The following is a 22657-nucleotide window of genomic DNA, read 5'->3' as shown; positions in this document are numbered from 1 at the left end:
CGAACTTAAGCCTGTGCTGCAACCTGCGCTTCGCGAGCAGCCTTGAGCTTTGCGAAATCGTCACCGGCATGGTGCGATGAACGCGTCAGCGGGCTGGACGCAACGAGCGCAAAGCCCTTGGTACGACCAATTGTCTCGAAAGACTTGAATTCGTCTGGCGTCACGAAACGGATCACCGGATGGTGCTTGCGGGTTGGCTGGAGATACTGACCGATGGTCATGAAATCCACTTCAGCAGAACGAAGGTCGTCCATCAGCTGAAGGATTTCGTTCCGCTCTTCGCCAAGACCAACCATGATGCCGGACTTCGTGAAGATTGTCGGGTCGAGTTCCTTCACGCGCTGCAACAGGCGGATCGAATGGAAATAACGAGCGCCCGGGCGAACCTTGAGATACTTCGACGGAACCGTTTCCAGATTGTGATTGAACACGTCAGGGCGTGCCTTGACCACGATCTCAAGCGCGCCTTCCTTGCGCAGGAAGTCTGGTGTAAGAATTTCAATCGTTGTCTTCGGGGTCGCCGCGCGGATCGCGCGAATAACCTCGGCAAAATGCTGTGCGCCGCCATCGGCCAGATCGTCACGGTCAACAGAGGTAATAACGACGTGGGTAAGGCCCATCTGCTTGACGGCCTTAGCGACATTTTCCGGCTCATTTGGATCAAGAGCCGTTGGGATACCGGTCGATACGTTACAGAAAGCACAGGCGCGGGTGCAGATTTCGCCCATGATCATGAAGGTCGCGTGCTTCTTTTCCCAGCACTCGCCAATGTTCGGGCAACCTGCTTCTTCGCAAACGGTAACAAGCTTGTTCGAGCGGACGATCTCGCGCGTCTCGTTATAGCCGCGAGAAACCGGGGCCTTGACGCGGATCCAGTCCGGCTTCTTCAGAATTTCGGTGTCTGGACGGTGAGCCTTTTCAGGGTGCCGCTGACGTCTCTGGTTCACTGTATCGAGAACTGTAACCATGCTGTTTCCTGCCTATCTGAAACAAATGCCTGAGAGCTAATCTGTTCCAATAATGGGTAGACCCCTGACTTAACGCTTGCCCTAACAATTTGATACGCTGCAATGCAATGGCATTTGCTGCGGCTTACCGTCTCGCTGCCATACCTAATGCTCTGAAAACCAACGCCCAGATGAGGCCAAACAGAAAGCCGCCTAATCCGAGAGCGAATGTCAGTATCCAGACGCCGTACCAGCCAGCGATAGCCATTCCGTTGACCGATATGGTGTTTCCGCCGAGCAAGCTCAAGCTTCCTGCCAGAAAGCCTAAAGCAAGACCGCCTGTCGTACACCATTTAATCATGGGCCAAGCGGCACGCCGCCATGGCCCTCCATTATCAATCAGCGGAATGAGTTCACTCCTTTAAGAGCGTTTCCTCGTGAATTGAATTCAAAGTTTGAAAACCGACATTTGCACAACACTTGTTGTGAAGAGGTGCAAATGTCGGAATCAGATCTCTGAATTACATATTCAGCGCGCGGCCATATGCATCCAGTACGCTTTCCTTCATCGTTTCGGAAATCGTTGGATGCGGGAAGACCGAGTGCATCAGTTCTTCTTCAGTGGTTTCAAGGTTCATCGCAACGACGAAGCCCTGAATAAGTTCGGTCACTTCGGCGCCAACAAGATGCGCGCCCAGCAGCTGTCCGGTCTTCTTGTCGAAGATCGTCTTGACCAGTCCCTGATCTTCACCAAGTGCAATCGCTTTACCGTTTGCTACAAATGGGAAACGACCGACACGAATGTCGAGGCCTTTTTCCTTTGCCTTGGCTTCAGTCAAACCAACCGATGCAACCTGTGGGTTACAATAGGTGCAGCCTGGGACCATATTGCGGTCAAGCGGATGAACATTTGGCAGACCTGCAATCTTTTCAACGCAGATAACAGCTTCATGCTCAGCCTTGTGAGCCAGCATCGGCGGACCAGCAACATCACCAATCGCATAAATGCCGTCAACATTGGTCTTGCAATAAGCGTCGATGGCAATGCAACCACGATCAGTCTTAACGCCAAGTGCTTCAAGACCGATATTTTCGATATTGCCCTGAACGCCAACAGCCGAAATCATGCGATCAACGGTGAGTGTCTGAACCTTACCATCCTTGGTTTCGATATGAGCGGTCACATTGTTTGCGCCCTTCTCAACTTTGGAAACCTTGGCTTCGGTGATGATCTTGAGACCGCGCTTTTCGAGCTGCTTGCGTGCGAAAGCCGAAATTTCCGCATCTTCAACAGGCATGATCTGCGACATCAGTTCAACGACGGTAACATCAACGCCCATCTCGTTATAGAACGAGGCAAACTCAATGCCGATTGCGCCCGAACCCATGACCAGCATGGTTTTCGGCAGTTCCTGCGGCACCATCGCTTCAAAGTAAGTCCAGATCAGCTTGCCATCTGGCTCAATGCCTGGAAGCGCACGCGGACGCGCACCTGTTGCAACGATGATGTGCTTAGCCTTGTAAGTGCCCTCGCCAAGTGTGTTCTTCGGCTGAGGTGCCTGTGGCAACATCGGCGCCTTGGAAGTCTTGGAAACGACGATTTCACCCGGCTTGGAAAGCTTTGCTTCGCCCCAGATCACATCGATCTTGTTCTTCTTCATCAGGAAGCCGACGCCACCGTTCATGCGCTCGGCAATGCCGCGCGAACGGGAAACAACAGCCTTGATATCGGCAGTGATTGAACCTTCAAGCTTCAGACCATAATTTTTGGCATGATCAGCGAGGTGCTTCACTTCAGCCGAACGCAGAAGCGCTTTGGTCGGGATACAACCCCAGTTGGAGCAGATGCCAGCGAGATGTTCGCGCTCTACAACAGCCGTCTTGAGCCCGAGCTGTGCTGCGCGGATCGCCGCAACATAGCCTCCAGGACCGGATCCGATAACAATAACGTCGTAAGTGTCGGCCATATTGTTCCTGCCTTTGCTCAGTTCACATTCCGGGTAAGCAATACCCAGTCATGAACTTTGTCCTGCCCGATACGCTTCACAGCTTCGAGCCGTTCCATTTCTTCAAATCCATAACCGCGATAAAGCGAAAGCGCTACGCTATTATGGCTTTCTGTTATCAGGCTGAGACTGGCGTTCCCGCTCAGTTTTGCCTGCTCGATTTCATTTGCAACGAGTGCGCGACCGATGCTCTTGCCACGAAATTTCTGATAAACGGCAACGCTGTCTATAAAACGACTGCCGATCACCTTGCATTGAAGTGCAATAAGTTGAGCCAGAACCTCGTTCTGTGGCTTTAGCTCATGCAAGCTTTCGTCCAGAGTAAAACCGATGGATAATCCAGCTGTAACGCCATCCCACTCGGCGATGGTCGTTCCTTGCCAGCCCTCCATGCCAGCTTCCTGCATCTGACGTAAGCCCGCCTCCATCACGGTCTCAGCGTCGCAATCATGCATAACACTTTGCCACAACCAATGTGCGAAGCCATGAGAAGAGATATCGACCAAAATGGCTATCTCGGCAGCATCATGGCGTTCAGCCGGGCGAAGTTTGAGTAGTCCTGCCATTCAAAACCTCAAGCGCCGCATTCTGAGAATGCGGCGCATTTAAAGGTCATCCAATCAGACCAGCATACCCATCGGGTTTTCGATGTGACGCTTGAAGGCCTGTGCAAGTTCAGCGGCCAGAGCACCATCGACAGCACGGTGATCGGTGGAAAGGGTTACGGACATAACCGTCGCAACCTTGATTTCACCGTTCTTGACCACTGCGCGCTGTTCGCCTGCACCAATTGCGAAAATCGTCGCATGTGGTGGGTTGATGATTGCTGCAAAGTCCTTCACGCCGAACATACCGAGGTTGGACACAGAGGTCGAACCACCCTGATATTCATCAGGCTTCAGCTTGCGATCACGCGCACGCTTGGCAAGATCCTTCATCTCGTTGGAGATGGCGGACAGCGTTTTGGATTCCGACTGACGCACGATTGGCGTAATCAGACCGCCAGGGATCGACACAGCAACGCCGACATCCGCACGCTTGTGCTTGATCATGCCGCCTTCAGTCCAGGAGACATTGGCTTCAGGAATGTCACGCAGCGCAAGAGCAACAGCCTTGATCACCAGATCGTTGACAGAAAGCTTGTAGGCAGGAACCTCACCCTTCTCCGTCTTGGTCAGCGGTGCAGCCGAATTGATCTGCGAACGCAGAGCCAGAAGCGCATCGAGTTCGCAATCAATCGTCAGATAGAAATGCGGAACAGTCTGCTTCGATTCAACCAGGCGGCGGGCAATGGTCTTGCGCATACCGTCGTGAGGAACGATTTCGTATGTGCCTTCTTCAAAGAGCTTGAGGATGGCATCATCCGACTGAGGCTTTGGAGCCGATGCAGCTGCCTGAGGTGCAGCGGATGCTGCTTTCGCTCCGCCGGATTTAATTGCAGCTTCAACGTCACGCTGAACGACACGGCCATGAGGACCAGTGCCTTTTACAGCGGAAACATCAACGCCTGCATCCTTGGCGATGCGACGAGCAAGCGGCGATGCGAAAACGCGGTCGCCCTTGTTCTCAGCACTCTTGGCTGCTGCCGGAGCAGCTGCTGGGGCTTCAGCCTTTGCAGGAGCTGCGGTTGCAACTTCCTTTTTTGGCTCTTCCTTAGCCGCTTCTGCCTTTGGTGCAGGAGCGGAATCGCCGCCTTTGGCTGCTTCTGCAACATCCTCGCCGTCTTCGGCGAGGATTGCGATCAGCGCGTTAACCTTGACGCCTTCGGTTCCAGCAGGAACGACGAGCTTGGCAACAACACCTTCATCGACAGCTTCGACTTCCATCGTCGCCTTGTCGGTTTCGATCTCAGCGATCACATCGCCGGACGTAACCTTGTCGCCTTCTTTGACCAGCCACTTGGAGAGATTGCCCTCTTCCATGGTTGGCGAAAGTGCTGGCATGGTGATTTTAATCGGCATGTCCAGTACCTCCTCAGGCGGTGTAGGTCACGGCTTTCACCGCTTCCACCACTTCTGCAACAGTTGGCAGAGCCAGCTTTTCGAGATTTGCCGCATATGGCATCGGAACGTCCTTGCCAGCGATCGTCAGGATCGGCGCATCGAGATAATCGAAAGCCTGCTGCATGACGCGGGTGGCAATTTCAGTGCCAACGGAAGACTGTGGGTAGCCTTCTTCAACGGTGACGAGACGACCGGTCTTCTTGACCGATTCAACGACCGTTGGAATATCCATTGGGCGGATGGTGCGCAGATCGATGATTTCGACATCGATGCCCTGTACAGCCAGCTCTTCAGCAGCCTTGACCGCATAGGTCATGCCGATACCGAACGAAACGATGGTCGCGTCCTTGCCCTGCTTGTGAATGCGGGCCTTGCCGATGGGCAGAACGAAATCGTCAAGCTTCGGCACATCGAAATGATGACCGTAGAGAATTTCGTTTTCAAGGAAGATGACTGGATTCGGATCGCGGATAGCAGCCTTGAGAAGACCCTTCGCGTCAGCAGCCGAGTAAGGCATGACGACCTTCAGGCCTGGGATCTGGCTGTACCATGCTGCATAGCACTGGGAGTGCTGGGCAGCAACGCGGGCAGCAGCGCCCGAAGGACCGCGGAACACCATCGGTGCGCCCATCTGGCCACCCGACATATAAAGCGTCTTCGCAGCCGAATTGATGATCTGGTCAATCGCCTGCATGGCGAAGTTGAACGTCATGAATTCGACAATCGGCTTCAGGCCAGCCATTGCAGCACCAACGCCGACGCCGGCAAAACCATGCTCGGTGATCGGGGTATCTACAACGCGGCGTGCGCCGAATTCGTCGAGAAGGCCCTGTGTGATCTTGTAGGCGCCCTGATACTCGGCTACTTCTTCACCCATGATGAAGACGTTCTCGTCGCGGCGCATTTCTTCAGCCATGGCGTCGCGCAGTGCTTCACGCACAGTCATCGAAACCATTTCTGTACCGGCTGGAATGTCCGGATCGGAAGCAACTTCAACTTTCGGAGCAGCAGGCACGCTATCGGCCTTCTTTTCCTCAGTCTTTGGTGCTTCTTTTGCTTCTTCTTTCGGTGCTTCAGCTTTTGCAGCAGGAGCAGAACCGATGTCGGAGGCGCTTTCGCCATCGCCGAGCAAAACAGCAATCGGCGTGTTGACCTTCACGCCTTCGGTTCCTTCTGCGATGAGAATTTTACCGACGGTGCCTTCGTCAACAGCTTCGACTTCCATCGTCGCCTTATCGGTTTCGATTTCAGCGATCACGTCACCGGATGTGACCTTGTCGCCTTCTTTTTTCAGCCACTTGGACAGTTTGCCTTCTTCCATCGTCGGGGAAAGGGCAGGCATGAGAATTTCTACGGGCATGACAATACCTTTCCTGAATTAGAGCAGAATATCCGTGTAGAGCTCGGAAACATCCGGCTCTGGATCGTTTTGAGCGAAATCGGCCGAATCAGCGACGATGTCGCGGACTTCCTTGTCGATTTCCTTCAGCTCTTCTTCAGTGGCCCAGTTATTTTCAATCAGGCGCTGTTTGACCTGTTCAATCGGATCGTGCTCGGAGCGCATCTTCTGCACTTCGTCCTTCGAGCGATACTTCGCAGGATCGGACATCGAGTGACCGCGATAACGATAGGTTTCCATTTCGAGAATCAATGGGCCCTTGCCAGCACGCGCCCATTCAGCAGCGGCTTCAGCAGCAGCAGCAACGGCGCGAACGTCCATGCCGTCAACCTTGATGCCCGGAACGTTGAACGAAACGCCGCGCTTGGAGAAATCTGTTTCAGCGGAAGAACGCGAAACCGACGTGCCCATTGCATAGCGGTTGTTTTCGATCACGTAGATCACCGGAAGCTTCCACAGCGATGCCATGTTGAAAGCTTCATAGACCTGGCCCTGATTGGCGGCACCATCACCGAAATAGGTGACGGAGATATTGTCATTGCCGCGATACTTGTTCGCAAAGGCAAGACCAGTGCCAAGAGGAACCTGAGCGCCGACGATACCATGACCGCCGTAAAAGCCCTTTTCCTTCGAGAACATGTGCATGGAGCCGCCCTTGCCCTTGGAGTAACCTCCACGGCGGCCAGTCAGCTCGGCCATAACGCCACGCGCTTCCATGCCGGTTGCCAGCATGTGGCCATGGTCACGATAGGAAGTGATGATCTGATCACCTTCCTTGAGCGCACTCTGCATACCAACGACGACAGCTTCCTGACCGATATAAAGGTGACAGAAGCCACCGATAAAGCCCATACCATAAAGCTGTCCGGCCTTTTCTTCGAAACGGCGGATCAACAGCATTTCGCGGTAAGCGTTCAGTTCCTGCTCTTTAGTGAAATCAGCTGGCGCTGGAGTCTTGGGAACATTCCCAAAAGACGCCTGCGATTTTCCAGCCGACGCCTTATTAGCCTTCGGTGCCATATCTCGCTCCCTACAGCATGCACCCAAAATCGGGATCGATTTTGAAAGCAACATGCGTCGATTCAAATTATCAGAGCACATTCACGCACACGAAGGACGCGCGGCGCTCTACGATTGTCGTTCTATTGTGACGTTATACGGGCAATTTACAAGATACAATATGCGCGTAGAGCATAGCTGCTATGCCGCCAAGCCCTTAAAAACATATCACAAAAAGACAATTAACCGGGATTTGGTTAATTCGATCGATCCTCCCGAGAAACGATAATTGTCATTTCATCGGGATGAGAGAGATTAAGCGCTCTGCGGGCCTGCTCGTCAAGCATGTCCTTTTCAATCGAACCATCACGTAAAAGCGTGACTCGCTTTTCAAGTGCTGCTCTGTCGGCAGTCACCTTATCGAGCTGCTGCGTCAGCAAGCTCTTCTGTTCTTCAAGCTGGATGCGGGAATAAAGACCGAATTCGCCATGATAGGCGTGAAAGCCGAAATAGCTAAGAAACGCAGCTGTCAGAATAGGCAGCACAAAACGGCCGCGGATAGATTTACGTTTCTGCTTGGTCCACATTTCGACTTCCTTCCCGGACATTCAGAGCGGCTTTGATTCTGAATTAAAGCGCACCCCGAAAAACGGGAACCAGTCTTCGGAACAGGTTGCGCATTAATAAAGATAGTCAGAGTGCCGATCCGTTAGAATCAGATCGCACGCGTTCTGACCACGTCAATCCGATTTCCACCATGAAGCATTATTTTGCTTAACAGAGCTTTACCGCGGAGTGATGACAGGACACTTCAGGCGTAGAATTTTTACGACATATGGCTTTCGTCTGAATCAGAAATGGCGGCCGAAGCCGCCATCTCACCAACGAATCCTGTGCAAATCACACATCAAGAATTGTTGAGAAGCCACCCATGATCATGCGCTTGCCATCAAATGGCATGGTATCGCCCATGTCCTTCATGCGCGGATCGCTCATCATTTTTTCATTGGCAGCATCGCGCGTGGCTTTGTCCGGGTATTCGAACCACGAGAAGACAACCTCTTCGTCGTCCTTGGCCTGTACCGCACGGCGGAAATCGGTAACTTTGCCATCAGGCACATCGTCGCCCCAGGCTTCCACCATCCGCGTCACACCGAATTCCTTGAACAAGGCCGAAGCCTTGGCTGCGTGTTTCTGATAGGTTTCCTTGTTCGCCTTAGGAACTGCGACGACAAATCCTTCTATGTAAGCCATTTCTCTCTCCCATTTTGGCCCACCCATTTTTGATTAGATGCGCCTGCCCTCGGTCAGCATTCCCTAGAAGTAGGACACCGATTGAAACGGGCAACCGCACTTATATTGATATCAATGTAATTTGTTTTGTCAAATCGACTATAACGGCTGCAAAGGCCATAAGAGGAATGGAAGACAACTATAAGATAAAGGCTCTGCGTGATTTAGTTCGAATGGTTTACGAGGAAGCTCAGCGCTGTGAAAGCACCGAATGCCACAAAGTCGGCTTCTGATCGTACCCACCGCCCTGCCAACTCTCCAGTGACACAACATTCCAAGCTGCATTGTCGTTCCAGATGCGGGCGATCTCTTCAGCACTCATATAATTATAGTAACGTCCCAATGCGTCATAGCCCTCACCGGGGCCGTCTTTGAAACTGGCCCACAGCCAACCGCCGGGTTTTAATGCACGATTCATATGTTTCACGATATTTGGTAAATCGGCACGCTTTGCATGAAGAAGCGATGCCGAAGCATAAATGCCATCGTAGCAGGCAACTGCATCAAGCTCGTGAAAAAGCAGCTGCCTAACAGGACGCTGCAACAGCGCCGAGGCTTCCTGAGCAAGTTCGGGTGAACCGTCGGTCGGATCGACATCGAAGCCACGCGAAAGCATTGCCTTCGCATCCTGCCCGCTTCCCGTACCAAGTTCGAGAATGCGCCCAGTTGGACGAACATGCTTGAGAAAGCTATCGAGTTTGCGATTAATGCTGGAGCTCGCAGCATAAGTCGCGGCGTTATTGGCGTAAAAACCCAGCGTATCGTTCGACATGACCTTGCTCCCCGTTTGTAAACTTAGAGAACAAGCAAATATGTCCGCACGAAGACACAAAGAAAAAGGCGAGCCGAAGCCCGCCTTTTTAATTCAGATATCAATTCGATCTTAGAGGAACTTCAATGCGCTGCGGCCTGCATAGCGAGCCTGCTTGCCAAGTTCTTCTTCGATGCGGATGAGCTGGTTGTACTTTGCAGTACGGTCTGAACGAGCCAGCGAGCCGGTCTTGATCTGACCGCAGTTGGTTGCAACTGCGAGATCGGCAATGGTCGAATCTTCGGTTTCACCCGAACGGTGCGACATGACCGAGGTGTAACCAGCCTTGTGTGCGGTTTCGACGGCATCCAGCGTTTCGCTGAGCGAACCGATCTGGTTGACCTTGACGAGGATCGAGTTGGCAACACCCATCTTGATACCATCGCGCAGACGAGCCGAGTTCGTTACGAAAAGATCGTCGCCAACGAGCTGGCACTTCTTGCCAATCAGGTCGGTCAGATACTTCCAGCCTTCCCAATCGTCTTCAGCCATGCCGTCTTCAATCGAAACGATTGGGTAATCAGCAGCAAGCTTTGCGAGATACTCAGCCTGAGCCTTTTGATCGCGGGTCTTGTTCTCACCTTCATAGACGTAGTTACCGTCCTTGAAGAATTCAGTCGCAGCACAATCGAGACCGATAGCAATGTCTTCGCCCGGCTTGAAGCCAGCCTTTTCGATCGATTCTACAACGAAATCGAGAGCAGCTTCTGCGCTCAGCAGGTTCGGAGCAAAGCCGCCTTCATCACCAACATTGGTGTTGTGGCCAGCATCCTTGAGGCGCTTCTTGAGCGTGTGGAAAACTTCCGCACCATAACGAACAGCTTCGCGCAGCGATGGAGCGCCAACTGGCAGGATCATGAATTCCTGGAAGTCGATTGGATTGTCGGCATGAGCGCCACCATTGATGATGTTCATCATTGGAACTGGCAGAACATGGGCGTTAGCACCGCCAACGTAACGATAAAGTGGCAGGCCGGTCGACTGTGCAGCAGCCTTGGCAACAGCAAGCGAAACGCCGAGAATTGCGTTTGCACCGAGATTGCCCTTGTTTGGCGTGCCATCAAGTTCAATCAGAGCCTGGTCAACGAGAAGCTGATTTTCAGCATCGATGCCGGCGATTGCGTCGAAAATCTTGCCATTGACTGCTTCAACAGCCTTTTCAACGCCCTTGCCGAGATAGCGGCTGCCGCCGTCACGAAGCTCAACAGCCTCATGTGCGCCAGTAGAAGCGCCCGATGGCACAGCTGCGCGGCCAAAAGAGCCGTCTTCGAGTACGACGTCGACTTCAACAGTCGGGTTACCGCGGCTGTCGAGAATTTCGCGACCAACGATGTCGATGATTGCAGTCATAGGGGCAAGTCCTTCCCTGTAGATAGCCCCGCTCCTGCCGCGAGGCACATTGAAGAAATCCGATGTGAGACTTCATTACAGAAATAAAAGGCGGAGGAACATCCCCCGCCTGTGAATTTCTAATGAAATTTTAAATCGATTTAGAAATCCTGTCGAAAGCCATGAGTTTTTCGAGAAGTGCAGGCATTTTATCGATCTGAACCATGTTTGGACCGTCAGATGGTGCATTATCCGGGTCTTCATGCGTTTCGATGAATACACCGGCTACACCCACAGCAACCGCAGCGCTTGCAAGCGTTTCAACGAATTCGCGCTGGCCACCGGACGAACCACCCTGCCCGCCAGGCTGCTGCACGGAATGGGTTGCATCGAAAATCACCGGCGAGCCGAAGCCTGCCATGATAGGCAGCGAACGCATGTCGGAAACAAGTGTGTTGTAACCGAAAGACGCGCCGCGTTCGGTGGCCAGAACATTCGGATTGCCATTCTCAGTGATCTTGGCCAGCACGTTTTTCATGTCCCAGGGCGCCAGAAACTGGCCCTTCTTCACATTAACCGCACGGCCTGTCTTCGCAGCGGCGACCAAAAGGTCAGTCTGGCGGCAAAGGAACGCTGGAATCTGCAGAACATCGACAACTTCAGCAACGGTTGCGCATTGCTCTTCAGTATGGATGTCAGTGAGAACAGGAAAGCCGAACTCTTTTTTGAGATCGGCAAAAACTTCGAGTGCCTTATCCAGACCAATGCCGCGCTGTGCGCTAAGCGAGGTGCGGTTGGCCTTGTCGAAGCTCGACTTATAAACGAGGCCCATGCCGAGCTTGTTGGTGATCTCCACCAGACGTCCGGCCATGTCGAACGCATGTTCACGGCTTTCCATCTGGCAAGGCCCGGCAATCAAAGCCAGTGGCGCGCTGTTGGAGAACGTAACATTGCCGATTTTCACGGCAGAATTAGCGGTCGTCATGATTGTGAACCTTCAAATACAAACAATGTCCCCTGACCTGCGGCAGGATGGACGAGAACACGACCATCGCTCTTTGTAAAAGCGATTCCGTTACGAGTGAGGAGTTGCTCAACGGCATAAAGCGAAGCAACCGAGAAAACCAGTCCTGATAGCCGCAGGCCACGACCATGCAGTTCCGGCGACCATCCGAAACAGCGATTAAACTGTGTCGGCGTCATAACCTCTATATTGGAATTTCTAGCCGTAATTGCCAGGGAGCCATCTTCACGTCTCCGAGCAGCGGCATGAAATACGCCTTGCAAGAGATCGGAGAAGTTTTCCGGTTGTTCTTCACACAGCAATATCTCACGTAAGCCTGTTACACCATTTTCATGCGTGATCAGGTGCGAACGGTCAGTCTTGGGGTATGCCAAACGCTGACAGGTAAAGAAGAATGCGTCCGGCGCGCGCAAATCCGCTGCAAAAGCCAACCGGAAGCTGCCTTTCTCACGTTTTCCCTCAGACGAGATGAAGCTGCGCGAAAACTCGACCATGCGACCGCCGGAAATACCGCGCCGCTTGAATTCCGCATGATCGCCACGCGAATCGTCGGTCTTGAAGGCTATCCCGGAAAAACCATCATCACCGTTTCGAAAACGGTAAGATAAGTCACGCTGGATAAAGCTGTTGTTTCGCTGTGCGGCGGCTTCATAAAGCGGCGAACGGTCTACAGCCAACATTTCGAGATAAGTATCGTCTGCAAAGAAACTGCAAACGTTAGCGGTGCCGAACGGATGTTGTGCGTCCGGCGCCACTGTAAATCCCAGAAGGGAAAGTCTCCTGCGCGCCTCACTCAGTTGAGAAACTGGAAGCACCAGATGGTCAACTGAACGAGCTTTGCGCGCAAGATCATTTGTCATGCATCAAACCAGTCTGCCCTGTTCCATCGCAGCCGCGATGAAGGAAGAGAATAGTGGGTGTGGTTCAAACGGACGCGACTTCAGTTCCGGATGGTACTGAACGCCGATGAACCAAGGATGGTCAGCATACTCAACCGTTTCCGGCAGAACGCCGTCGGGTGACATGCCCGAAAATACCAAGCCGCTTGCTTCAAGACGGTCCTTATAATCAACGTTCACTTCATAGCGGTGACGATGACGTTCAGAAATCTCGGTCGAACCGTAAATCTCGGCAATACGTGTTCCAGCCTTGAGCGTGGAATCATACGCACCAAGACGCATCGTGCCACCCAGATCACCCGACTTCGTACGCTTTTCGAGCATATTGCCCTTGAGCCACTCGGTCATCAGACCAACAACAGGTTCCTTGGTCGGGCCAAACTCGGTCGAAGAGGCATTTTCGATACCGGCGAGATTACGCGCGGCTTCGAGACATGCCATCTGCATACCGAAGCAGATGCCGAAATAAGGAACCTTGTGTTCGCGTGCGAACTTGGCCGCAAGGATCTTGCCTTCCGCACCACGCTCACCAAAGCCGCCTGGCACCAGAATGCCGTGGACTTTTTCGAGATATGGCGACGGGTCTTCGCTTTCAAAGACTTCAGCTTCGATCCAGTCGAGATTGACCTTGACCTTGTTGGCAATGCCACCGTGCTGCAGCGCTTCGATCAGCGACTTATAAGCATCCTTCAGCTCGGTATATTTGCCGACAACGGCAATGGTAACTTCGCCTTCAGGGTTGTGCAGAAGATGGGAAATACCTTCCCAGCGTTCCATACGTGGCTTAGGTGCCGGTTCGATGCCGAATGCTGCAAGCACTTCGTTGTCGAGACCTTCCTTATGATAGGCAATCGGCACATCATAAATGGTCGAGACGTCGAGCGCCTGAATAACCGCGCTTTCGCGCACATTACAGAAAAGCGACAGCTTGCGGCGTTCGGAAGCCGGAATCTCGCGATCTGCACGAACCAGAAGAATATCCGGAGCAATACCGATCGAACGCAGTTCCTTGACCGAATGCTGTGTCGGCTTGGTCTTGAGTTCACCTGCCGCTGGAATATACGGCATCAATGTCAGATGGATATAGACTGCGCTGTTGCGTGGCAGTTCGTTGCCGAGCTGACGAATAGCTTCGAGGAACGGCATGGCTTCGATATCGCCAACCGTACCGCCGATTTCGCACAGCACGAAATCATAATCGTCATTGCCTTCAAGAATGAAGTTCTTGATTTCATCCGTGACGTGAGGAATGACCTGAACCGTCGCGCCGAGATAATCGCCGCGGCGTTCTTTTTCGATGATGTTGCGGTAGATGCGACCGGTGGTGATGTTATCCCGCTGATTTGCAGGACGACCGGTGAACCGCTCGTAATGGCCCAGATCAAGGTCTGTTTCGGCACCATCGTCAGTGACGAACACCTCACCGTGCTGGTAAGGCGACATCGTGCCGGGGTCGACGTTCAGATAAGGGTCGAGTTTACGGATACGCACGCGGTAACCGCGTGCCTGAAGGAGTGCAGCCAATGCTGCTGCGGCAATGCCTTTTCCAAGGGAAGAAACCACGCCGCCTGTGATGAATACATATCGCGCCATGGGCTTATGTCGTTAGACCCTTCTTGCTGATTCCGCCACTAAAAAAAGTGTGAACAGCGTTTTTTCCATCAAAATCACACCCGTTCAGCCTCCCATATGGGATAACCGGATGCTTCCACCAAGTTCAGTCCTGCTCGCAGCCTGTAGCGTTGTTTGTTACACGCGCACGAAAAAAGGCCGGGAAAATCCCGGCCTTTCGGGTATTTCTACAAAAAATTAGAGAACGACGACTTTTGCGCCCATGCCGACGCGATCATAGAGATCCAGAATGTCGTCATTGGTCATACGGAAGCAACCGTTCGAAGCCGGACTGCCGATTGTCCATGGCTGAGTGGTACCGTGAATACGGATATACGTATCCTTGTTGCCCTGGAACAGATACATGGCGCGCGAACCAAGTGGATTGCCTGGACCGCCGTCCATACCGTTCTTGTAGCGACCATACTGAGCAGGATTGCGCTCAATCATTTCCTTAGTCGGAATCCAGCGTGGCCATTCGCGCTTTGCGCTGACAGTTGCTGTTCCCTTGAACTCAAGTCCGACTTTACCGACCGCAATGCCGTAACGGCGCGCAGTGGTCGAGCTTTCGACGAGATAAAGGAAATACTTCGCAGGATCGATGACGATCGTGCCAGCTTCGTAACCGGTGAAGGATACGGTCTGCGCCTGATAGCGCGGGTCGATATTGTAGCGGTTGAGGGCAACCTTCTTCGCAGCACCTGCGTTCGAAGCGCTCTTCTTTTTCTTCTTTGCAGGCTTTTCCTTGGCATCGTTTGCCATAGCGACCTGCTGAACACCCGTTGCCGCAGCCGTAAGTTCAGCTTCAGCACCAGCTGCAAAACTTGGGCCCGTAAGTCCAATGCAAAGGCTTGCAATGCCAGCCATCAAAATAAAACGTGAAGACATGATCTGTTCCCGAAAACCCAAGCAGTGCGGAAAACACCTGTCGCAGTATCGCGTTCAGGCTTTCGCTCTCCATACTGCAAAGGGCAGCACTACTCAATTATCCACAATAGCTATCCCTCACGATTCGAGAGGGGCTATTGCCCGTGTGCAACACTTTGCAATCTGATGCTTAACAAAAAGAAAACCGGCCCTTTCGAGCCGGTTTTCAAATTTTCAGCAATTACAAAGCTCTTATTGTGAGCTTGGAACCTGTGGAGCCTGTGGCTGAGTGCTGTCAGGCTGCGCTGGTGCAGTTGATGGAGCTTCACCCGAAGCAGGTGTTTCAGCTTCATTGGTGCGCGAAGACTCACCACCCAGCTGATTGAGAATGCCACCGCCAGTACCGGTACCAGTTCCACCAGCAGGAGGATTCTGCGTGCTGCCAGCTGCAGGAATACGGTTCAGAATGTCCGTTGGCTTTTCGCCATAACGGGCCATGATGCCGAGAACGAGCGAAGTGGCGAAGAAGCCAATCGCAAGAATAGCTGTCGTGCGGGTCAGCGCGTTAGCCGCGCCGCGTGCCGTCATGAAGCCCGAACCACCGCCGATACCAAGGCCACCGCCTTCGGAACGCTGGATGAGCACAACGCCAACAAGCGCCAGAACGATCAACAAATGAATGACAATGACTATGGTCTGCATAGGTTACGGTCTTTATATCTCTGGACTAATGCATAACCGGGAAAAACCAAGCGATTTCCGCCCCGGATAGCGATGATACAAATAGATAGAGCGGCTCTTTACACGCTATTGCATGATAATCCAAGCCCCGCGCCCGATATAGATTAAAGGACGCAGATGCTCATCACAGATTACGATAAGTTTCGCATATGGCGAGGAAGTCTGTTGCTTTCAAGCTGGCTCCGCCAACCAATGCACCATCGACATCCGGCACGCTCAACAATTCGATGGCATTGGCTGGTTTGACCGAACCACCATAGAGAAGTCGCAGATGCGCGCCGCTGGTGCCAAAACGTTCGGTGAGCTTGTCACGCATGAATGCGTGGGCTGCGCGCACATCCTGAACAGTTGGCGTCAGACCAGTACCAATGGCCCAAACTGGCTCATAAGCAACAATCGTGTTTTCAGCCTTCACACCTTCGGGAAGCGAAGCTGCAAGCTGGTCGCCAATCACATCAAGTGTACGATCTGATTTGCGCTCATCAGCGGTTTCGCCAACGCAGACAATCGCAATAAGACCAGCAGCCCAGGCGGCTTCAGTCTTGCTGCGCACCAGCTCGCTGGCTTCGCGATGATCGGTACGACGTTCCGAGTGGCCGAGGATAACGTGGCTTGCGCCTGCTTCTTTCAGCATTTCTGCCGAAACATCGCCGGTATGTGCGCCAGACACTTTCTGGTGACAATCCTGACCGCCAAGCGCAACTGTTTCACCTTCAAGCGTTTCAGCAGCGCGCGACAACAATGTCGCCGGAACGCAGATCACGGCATCAAGCTTACGACCCAGATCGGAACTCAGGCCCGCAGAAATCGCGCGCAATTCCGTGAGGGATTCTCCTGTACCATTCATTTTCCAGTTGCCAGCAACCAGAGGACGGATTCCCGGAGTCATTTCATTCTCCTCGCCTTAAAGAACACCGGACCGCATATTTTTGCGTGAGCGGCGCCAAATTTTGCCACTGACTAAGCGTATTCGTCACGCAATGCAACGTTCTTGGCGATGTTCTTGGTGGTTGACGCTCAATGAGAACTTGCATCATGGCCTAGCTTAAGGTTATCCCCTCACACGGGTTATCTTTATCGATAGCCGGGCTTTGTTTTGTTCTTAAAGGGTTTCCAATGCTCGACAGTATGCGTGATGCCGCCAAATCCTGGGTTGCTAAGCTTCTCCTCGGTCTGCTCGTTCTGAGTTTTGCAGTCTGGGGCATCGCTGATGCATTCCGAGGCGACATGTCTGGCAATGCAGCGCTGAGCGCTGGCAAGTCGGAAGTGAGCGCAACAGATTATCGCTTTGCTTACGAGCAACAGCTGATGCGTCTGTCGCAGCAGTTCCGTCAGCGACTGACCCGCGAACAGGCACAACAGTTCGGTGTCGACAATCAGGTTCTTGCACAGCTCGCAGCTGGCGTTGTTCTGGATGAAGAAGCACGCAACATGCAGCTTGGTCTTTCCAAGGATGGCATTGCGCGTCTGACCGGCGAAGACCCATCGTTCCAGGATGCCAGCGGCAACTTCAGCCGCGCACAGTTCGATGCAGTTCTGCGCCAGTCAAACATTCGTGCGCAGGACTATCTCGATAACCGCGCGAAAGTTGCTCGTCGCCAGCAGATTGTTGAAGCAGCAACCGACGGCATGAAAATGCCAAACACCATGCTCAAGGCGCTTGCTCTTTATCAGGGTGAAAGCCGCAGCGCGGATTACATCACAATCCCGGCTGAAAAGGCCGATGCTGTTCTAGCGCCTTCCGATGACGCTCTCAAGGCTTACTTTGAAGAGCACAAGGATGAATACAAAGCTCCGGAATACCGCAAGATTACCTATGTGAAGCTTGAGCCGTCGGACATTGCCGATGCTGCTGCTGTCACGCAGGATGAAATCAAGGAATATTACGAAAAGAACCAGAGCCGTTTCAGCACCACTGAAACGCGCACCATCGAACAGCTGAACTTTGCTGATGAAGCAGCTGCTACGGCCGCACAGCAGAAAATCGCAGCAGGCACAAGCTTTGTCGATATCGGCAAAGAACAGGGCAAGAGCGAAGCTGATCTGGTTCTCGGAACCTTCGAAAAGACCGCTCTTCCAGATGCAATTATCGCAGAAGCAGCATTTGGCCTTAATGAAGGCGGCGTAAGTGACGTTGTTAAGGGCGCATTCGGCCCGGTCATTCTCCGCGTTACCAAAGTTAATCCGGCAAACACCAAGTCGCTGTCGGATGTTGAAGGCGAAATTCGCGATACCGTTGCAACCAACATTGCAATCAGCAGCATCAACGGCATTCACGATTCCTATGAACAGCAGCGTTCAGACGGCGCAAGCATGGCCGATGTTGCCAAGGGTCTCAGCCTCAAGACCGTAACTATTGACGCGATCGATGCCGAAGGCAACGATCCAACTGGCAAAGCAGTTGAACTGCCAAACTCCGAAGCGCTTCTCGCTGCCGCATTCCAGGCAGAACAGGGCTTCGATAACGATGCGCTCACCATGGGTAACACCGGTTATCTCTGGTACCAGATTGATGGCACCACCCCTGCCCGCGACCGCACCCTTGATGAAGTTAAGGACAAGGTCATTGCAGCATGGAAGGGCGAAGAAGCCGTCAAGCGTTTGAACCAGCGTCTGGAAGAGCTGAAGAAGCGCCTGGATGGCGGTGAGACGCTCGATGCGATTGCTGCTGAAGCTGGCCTTGAAAAGCAGACCAAGCGCGGCATCACCCGCAACACTAACGATGCGGATTTTGGCTCGGCTGCAACCGCTCAGGTATTCCGTGGCGCAAACGACCACACCGGTACAGCGGCTGCGGCATCTGACGATGCGCAGATCTTGTTCAAGGTTGTTGAAGTCACCGAACCAACCGCTGCAGGTCCGGAAGCAATTCCTGAACAGCAGCGGACCTATCTGTCAACGACACTCACAGATGATGTTCTTGAACAGATGGTTGGCGAACTGCAGAAGCAGTATCCGGTGCGGATCAACCAGACCGTCATCAACAATGCATTGGCCTTCTGATCAGCGGCGGACATGGAATAATGGCTGACTTAAAACCCTATATCGCCAAGGCTGCCTCCGGCAATCCGTTGTCGCTCGAGGATTCCAAGGCAGCTTTCGACATCATGATGTCCGGACAGGCTACGCCGTCACAGATCGGCGGCTTTCTGATGGCTCTGCGTGTTCGCGGTGAAACAGTGCCGGAAATAGCCGGTGCTGTTTCATCTATGCGCTCACGAATGCTTCCAGTTTCCGCTCCGGCGGGCGCTGTAGATATTGTCGGCACTGGCGGAGATCAGTCCGGCTCCTACAACGTTTCCAGCTGTTCCGCCTTTGTCGTGGCCGGTGCAGGCGTTCCGGTTGCAAAGCATGGTAATCGCGCTCTCTCTTCCAAATCAGGTGCAGCAGATGCGCTGGCAGCTCTTGGTGTGAACATCGAAGCCGATGCAAACACGATTGGCCGCAGCATCAATGAAGCCGGTCTTGGCTTCATGTTTGCGCCGATGCACCATTCTGCGATGCGTCATGTCGGACCATCGCGCGTTGAACTCGGCACCCGAACGATTTTCAATCTGCTCGGTCCGCTTTCAAACCCGGCAAGCGTCAAGCGCCAGCTGGTTGGCGTGTTCTCGGCAGAATGGGTTGAGCCTCTGGCTCAGGTTCTCAAAGAACTGGGCTCTGAAACCGCCTGGGTGGTCTATGGCGATGGTCTCGATGAGATGACCACGGCAGGAACCACAAAGGTTGCAGCACTTGAAAACGGCACTATTCGTACTTTTGAGATTACACCGGAAGACGTTGGCCTTCGTCGGGTCGATATGTCGGAGCTCAAGGGTGGAGAGGCCGAAGTTAACGCAAAAGCGCTGCTTGGTGTTCTTGAAGGTGCACAGAACGCATATCGCGATATTGTGCTCTTGAACTCTGCCGCAGCTCTGGTGATTTCCGGCAAGGCGAAAGACCTGAAGGACGGCATTGCTCTTGCAGCGCAGTCCATCGACAGCGGAGCAGCTTTGGCCGTTCTGCAAAAGGTCATTGCTGTGTCAAACGATAACCCGCTCTGACGGAGAGGATCAAACCATGTCCACCGACATTTTGCGGAAAATCGAAGCTTACAAGCGCGAGGAAATCGCTGCTGCCAAGGCTCGTCTTCCACTCGAAGAAGTGAAGGCGCAGGCCAAGGATCAGCCTGCAACACGCGGTTTTCTCAAGGCACTGGAAGCCAAGCGCGCAGCCAACAAGTTCGCGCTCATTGCTGAAATCAAGAAGGCGAGCCCTTCCAAAGGCCTTATCCGCCCTGATTTTGATCCGCCAGCGCTGGCCAAGGCTTATGAAGACGGCGGCGCGGCCTGCCTGTCCGTTCTCACAGATGCGCCATCTTTTCAGGGCGCACCGGAATTTCTGACAGCGGCACGCAATGCCTGCTCGCTGCCCGCCTTGCGCAAGGATTTCCTTTTCGACACCTATCAGGTCTATGAAGCGCGCAGCTGGGGTGCAGATTGTATCCTCATCATTCTGGCAAGCGTCGATGATGATCTGGCCAAAGCGCTCGAAGAAACCGCTTTCGAACTCGGTATGGATGCTCTCATTGAAGTCCATGACGAAGAAGAAACCGAACGCGCGCTGAAGCTTTCATCGCGTCTTGTTGGCGTTAATAATCGCAATCTGCGCACGTTTGAAGTCGATCTTGCTGTTTCCGAACGCCTCGCAAAGATGGTGCCTTCGGACCGTCTTCTGGTCGGCGAAAGCGGCATCTTCACCCATGATGATTGCCTGCGTCTTGAAAAGTCGGATATCGGAACATTCCTCATCGGCGAAAGCCTGATGCGCCAGGATGACGTTGCTCAGGCGACCCGCGAACTTCTGACCGGCAAGGTGTAAGCCATGACAGCCAAACTCACCCATATCGACCAGACTGGCGCCGCCCATATGGTCAATGTCGGCGATAAGGCTGAGACTGAACGCCAGGCAACGGCTGAAGGTGCAGTCAAAATGAAGCCAGAAACTCTGGCTCTCATTCTGGAAGGCAATGCCGCCAAAGGCGACGTTATCGGTGCTGCCCGCCTGGCAGGCATTATGGCTGCGAAGAAGACTGCTGATCTCATTCCGCTTTGCCACCCATTGATGCTGACAAAGGTCTCGGTGGAAATCGAACCGGATCAATCACTTCCCGGCCTACGCGTCTCTGCGACTGCGAAGCTGAAAGGCCGCACAGGGGTTGAGATGGAAGCGCTGACTGCCGTATCAGTCACCTGCCTGACCATCTATGACATGGCAAAGGCCGTTGATCGCCACATGGAAATTACCGATATTCGCGTTTCCGCAAAAAGTGGTGGCAAATCAGGCGACTGGACAGCCTGATTTTCAAACGAACTTGCGGCAAATCAATTCATGGCCGCAGTTAATCTGCTTTAAGCAGCGAAGCATTTCCAGCATGAGCATTTAGCAGCCTGTGTGAGATAATGCGCAGAACAAGCGAAATAACGAGATTATTTTCTACGAGAGGAAGCCAATGTCCCTTCTCCCGGTCGATGAAGCCCTTGCACGTATCCTGAGCTCGGCAGAGCCACACGGTTCTGAGCAGGTTCCTTTGACTTCAGCCGGTGGACGCGTCGTTGCTGAACCTGTGAAGGCTCACCTTCTGCAACCTCCCTTTGATTGCTCTGCCATGGATGGCTATGCGCTGATCTCACCTGAAAATATCAGCTATCCGCTTGAACTCACCGTAATTGGCGAATCAGCAGCCGGTAAGCGTTTCGATGGGCAGCTGGGCGAACGTCAGGCGGTCCGCATTTTCACCGGCGCACCAATGCCAGCAGGCGCTGATAGCATCGTTATCCAGGAAGACACGGAGCGCTCCGGCGACAAGCTGACGATCCGGCAAGGTCTCGATAAAGGCCGCCACATTCGTCGTGCAGGTCTCGATTTTGCACCGGCCAATGTTGTTCTTCCAGTTGGAAAAGCACTCGACGCCCCGGCACTTTCCCTTGCTGCGGCCAGCGGCAACGCAGCCATCTCGGTTTTCAAACAACCCCGCATTGCAATACTCGCGACAGGAGACGAGCTCGTACCGCCCGGTACGGCTCCCGGCCAGGACCAGATTGTCGCCTCCAACAGCGTCGGCATCGCCGAAATCGTTCGCCGCGCAGGCGGCAGGCCTGAAGATATGGGCATCATCATCGACGACCCTGCGAAGATCGAATCCGCAATTAGTGCCGTTCTCGAAGATGGCATCGATGTTCTTGTGACGATTGGCGGCGCGTCGGTTGGAGATCGCGATTACGTTCACGGGGCTTTACAGAATTGCGGCGTCGATCTAGACTTCTGGAAGATCGCCATGCGCCCGGGTAAACCGCTGATGTATGGCCGCAAGACGGTTTCGGGTAAAACCGTGCATGTCATCGGCCTGCCGGGTAATCCGGTTTCAAGTCTCGTCTGCAGTCTCGTATTTCTGCGCCCATTGGTGGCAAAGCTATCGGGCACTGACTTAACTGCAGATATTCGTCCCGCGAAATTGGGTCAGCCAATGAATGCAAACGATCATCGTAGGGACTTTGTTCGTGCGACGGTAGAAAAGGCAATCGACGGCACATTGATTGTAAAGCCATTTCCAGTTCAGGATTCTTCGATGCTTTCTGCTCTTGTGCGTTCCAATGCACTACTGATCAGAGAAGAAAATGCGCCAGCTGCAGCGCTTGGAGATCCTTGCACAATATTGATGCTGTAACGAACGGCATCAATTCCCGCCC

General features: G+C 53.3%; 22 protein-coding genes. 5 read left to right on the top strand and 17 right to left on the bottom strand.

Features of this window, described 5'->3' with window-relative positions; genetic code table 11:
- Window positions 1–5: 5 nt before the first annotated feature.
- The 17 genes from lipA to tpiA all read right to left on the bottom strand — a co-directional run bounded on the left by lipA (window position 6) and on the right by tpiA (window position 16818).
- Window positions 6–968: a lipoyl synthase gene (lipA, locus tag QSJ70_RS02700; protein WP_112812785.1), complete on the bottom strand. Its 963-nt coding sequence runs from the start codon at window positions 966–968 to the stop codon at window positions 6–8.
- A 124-nt stretch (window positions 969–1092) separates the two neighbouring features.
- Window positions 1093–1308 (bottom strand): hypothetical protein, encoded by a 216-nt coding sequence (locus QSJ70_RS02695; RefSeq protein ID WP_039859805.1) that lies wholly within the window; start codon window positions 1306–1308, stop codon window positions 1093–1095.
- Between the two features lie 160 nt (window positions 1309–1468).
- Window positions 1469–2914: a dihydrolipoyl dehydrogenase gene (gene lpdA / locus QSJ70_RS02690; protein ID WP_285534681.1), complete on the bottom strand. Its 1446-nt coding sequence runs from the start codon at window positions 2912–2914 to the stop codon at window positions 1469–1471.
- Window positions 2915–2931: 17 nt separating this feature from the next.
- A complete protein-coding gene (locus tag QSJ70_RS02685) occupies window positions 2932–3519 on the bottom strand; it encodes a GNAT family N-acetyltransferase (RefSeq protein ID WP_105518606.1) in 588 nt (195 codons plus the stop codon).
- Between the two features lie 54 nt (window positions 3520–3573).
- Window positions 3574–4896 (bottom strand): pyruvate dehydrogenase complex dihydrolipoamide acetyltransferase, encoded by a 1323-nt coding sequence (locus QSJ70_RS02680; protein WP_412842019.1) that lies wholly within the window; start codon window positions 4894–4896, stop codon window positions 3574–3576.
- Window positions 4897–4927: 31 nt separating this feature from the next.
- Window positions 4928–6316 (bottom strand): pyruvate dehydrogenase complex E1 component subunit beta, encoded by a 1389-nt coding sequence (locus QSJ70_RS02675; RefSeq protein WP_285534680.1) that lies wholly within the window; start codon window positions 6314–6316, stop codon window positions 4928–4930.
- 18 nt (window positions 6317–6334) lie between these two features.
- Window positions 6335–7375 carry a pyruvate dehydrogenase (acetyl-transferring) E1 component subunit alpha gene (pdhA, locus tag QSJ70_RS02670; protein ID WP_007875142.1) on the bottom strand — a complete coding sequence of 347 codons (1041 nt, stop codon included), beginning with the start codon at window positions 7373–7375 and terminating at the stop codon, window positions 6335–6337.
- 236 nt (window positions 7376–7611) lie between these two features.
- Window positions 7612–7941 carry an FtsB family cell division protein gene (locus QSJ70_RS02665; RefSeq protein ID WP_007875144.1) on the bottom strand — a complete coding sequence of 110 codons (330 nt, stop codon included), beginning with the start codon at window positions 7939–7941 and terminating at the stop codon, window positions 7612–7614.
- A gap of 313 nt (window positions 7942–8254) precedes the next feature.
- Window positions 8255–8608, bottom strand: coding sequence for a DUF1428 domain-containing protein (locus tag QSJ70_RS02660; protein ID WP_007875146.1), 354 nt, complete (start codon window positions 8606–8608; stop codon window positions 8255–8257).
- Between the two features lie 229 nt (window positions 8609–8837).
- Window positions 8838–9419: a class I SAM-dependent methyltransferase gene (locus QSJ70_RS02655; protein WP_064320670.1), complete on the bottom strand. Its 582-nt coding sequence runs from the start codon at window positions 9417–9419 to the stop codon at window positions 8838–8840.
- Window positions 9420–9530: 111 nt separating this feature from the next.
- Complete coding sequence (eno, locus tag QSJ70_RS02650; RefSeq protein ID WP_285534679.1) at window positions 9531–10808, bottom strand: phosphopyruvate hydratase; 1278 nt, start codon at window positions 10806–10808, stop codon at window positions 9531–9533.
- A 130-nt stretch (window positions 10809–10938) separates the two neighbouring features.
- Window positions 10939–11772, bottom strand: coding sequence for a 3-deoxy-8-phosphooctulonate synthase (kdsA, locus tag QSJ70_RS02645; protein WP_079211944.1), 834 nt, complete (start codon window positions 11770–11772; stop codon window positions 10939–10941).
- Entirely contained in the window at window positions 11769–12671 is a 903-nt protein-coding gene (locus tag QSJ70_RS02640) for a VOC family protein (protein WP_285534678.1), read from the bottom strand. Before QSJ70_RS02640 ends, kdsA begins: the two co-directional genes overlap by 4 nt.
- Window positions 12672–12674: 3 nt before the next feature.
- A complete protein-coding gene (pyrG, locus tag QSJ70_RS02635) occupies window positions 12675–14303 on the bottom strand; it encodes a CTP synthase (protein WP_007875151.1) in 1629 nt (542 codons plus the stop codon).
- 216 nt (window positions 14304–14519) lie between these two features.
- The gene (locus QSJ70_RS02630) at window positions 14520–15209 is read right to left on the bottom strand and encodes a L,D-transpeptidase (protein ID WP_007875152.1); all 690 of its coding nucleotides are present in this window, start codon (window positions 15207–15209) and stop codon (window positions 14520–14522) included.
- 231 nt (window positions 15210–15440) lie between these two features.
- Entirely contained in the window at window positions 15441–15890 is a 450-nt protein-coding gene (gene secG, locus QSJ70_RS02625) for a preprotein translocase subunit SecG (RefSeq protein WP_113160144.1), read from the bottom strand.
- A gap of 163 nt (window positions 15891–16053) precedes the next feature.
- The gene (gene tpiA, locus QSJ70_RS02620; RefSeq protein ID WP_079211947.1) at window positions 16054–16818 is read right to left on the bottom strand and encodes a triose-phosphate isomerase; all 765 of its coding nucleotides are present in this window, start codon (window positions 16816–16818) and stop codon (window positions 16054–16056) included.
- Window positions 16819–17045: 227 nt separating this feature from the next.
- Here tpiA and QSJ70_RS02615 point away from each other — a divergent pair, with 227 nt between their 5' ends.
- From QSJ70_RS02615 to QSJ70_RS02595, 5 genes are all read left to right on the top strand, one after another.
- Complete coding sequence (locus QSJ70_RS02615) at window positions 17046–18932, top strand: peptidyl-prolyl cis-trans isomerase (RefSeq protein ID WP_285534677.1); 1887 nt, start codon at window positions 17046–17048, stop codon at window positions 18930–18932.
- Window positions 18933–18952: 20 nt separating this feature from the next.
- Window positions 18953–19972, top strand: coding sequence for an anthranilate phosphoribosyltransferase (gene trpD / locus QSJ70_RS02610; RefSeq protein WP_007875158.1), 1020 nt, complete (start codon window positions 18953–18955; stop codon window positions 19970–19972).
- A gap of 16 nt (window positions 19973–19988) precedes the next feature.
- Window positions 19989–20789: an indole-3-glycerol phosphate synthase TrpC gene (trpC, locus tag QSJ70_RS02605; protein ID WP_285534676.1), complete on the top strand. Its 801-nt coding sequence runs from the start codon at window positions 19989–19991 to the stop codon at window positions 20787–20789.
- A gap of 3 nt (window positions 20790–20792) precedes the next feature.
- Complete coding sequence (moaC, locus tag QSJ70_RS02600) at window positions 20793–21269, top strand: cyclic pyranopterin monophosphate synthase MoaC (RefSeq protein WP_285534675.1); 477 nt, start codon at window positions 20793–20795, stop codon at window positions 21267–21269.
- Window positions 21270–21420: 151 nt separating this feature from the next.
- The gene (locus QSJ70_RS02595) at window positions 21421–22635 is read left to right on the top strand and encodes a molybdopterin molybdotransferase MoeA (protein WP_285534674.1); all 1215 of its coding nucleotides are present in this window, start codon (window positions 21421–21423) and stop codon (window positions 22633–22635) included.
- Window positions 22636–22657: the final 22 nt, after the last annotated feature.

The sequence above is a fragment of the Brucella sp. NBRC 12950 genome (genome assembly GCF_030268145.1).
Classification (GTDB): domain Bacteria; phylum Pseudomonadota; class Alphaproteobacteria; order Rhizobiales; family Rhizobiaceae; genus Brucella.
Note: the sequence above shows the minus strand (reverse complement) of the source record. Positions and strands in the feature narration are given on the sequence as shown.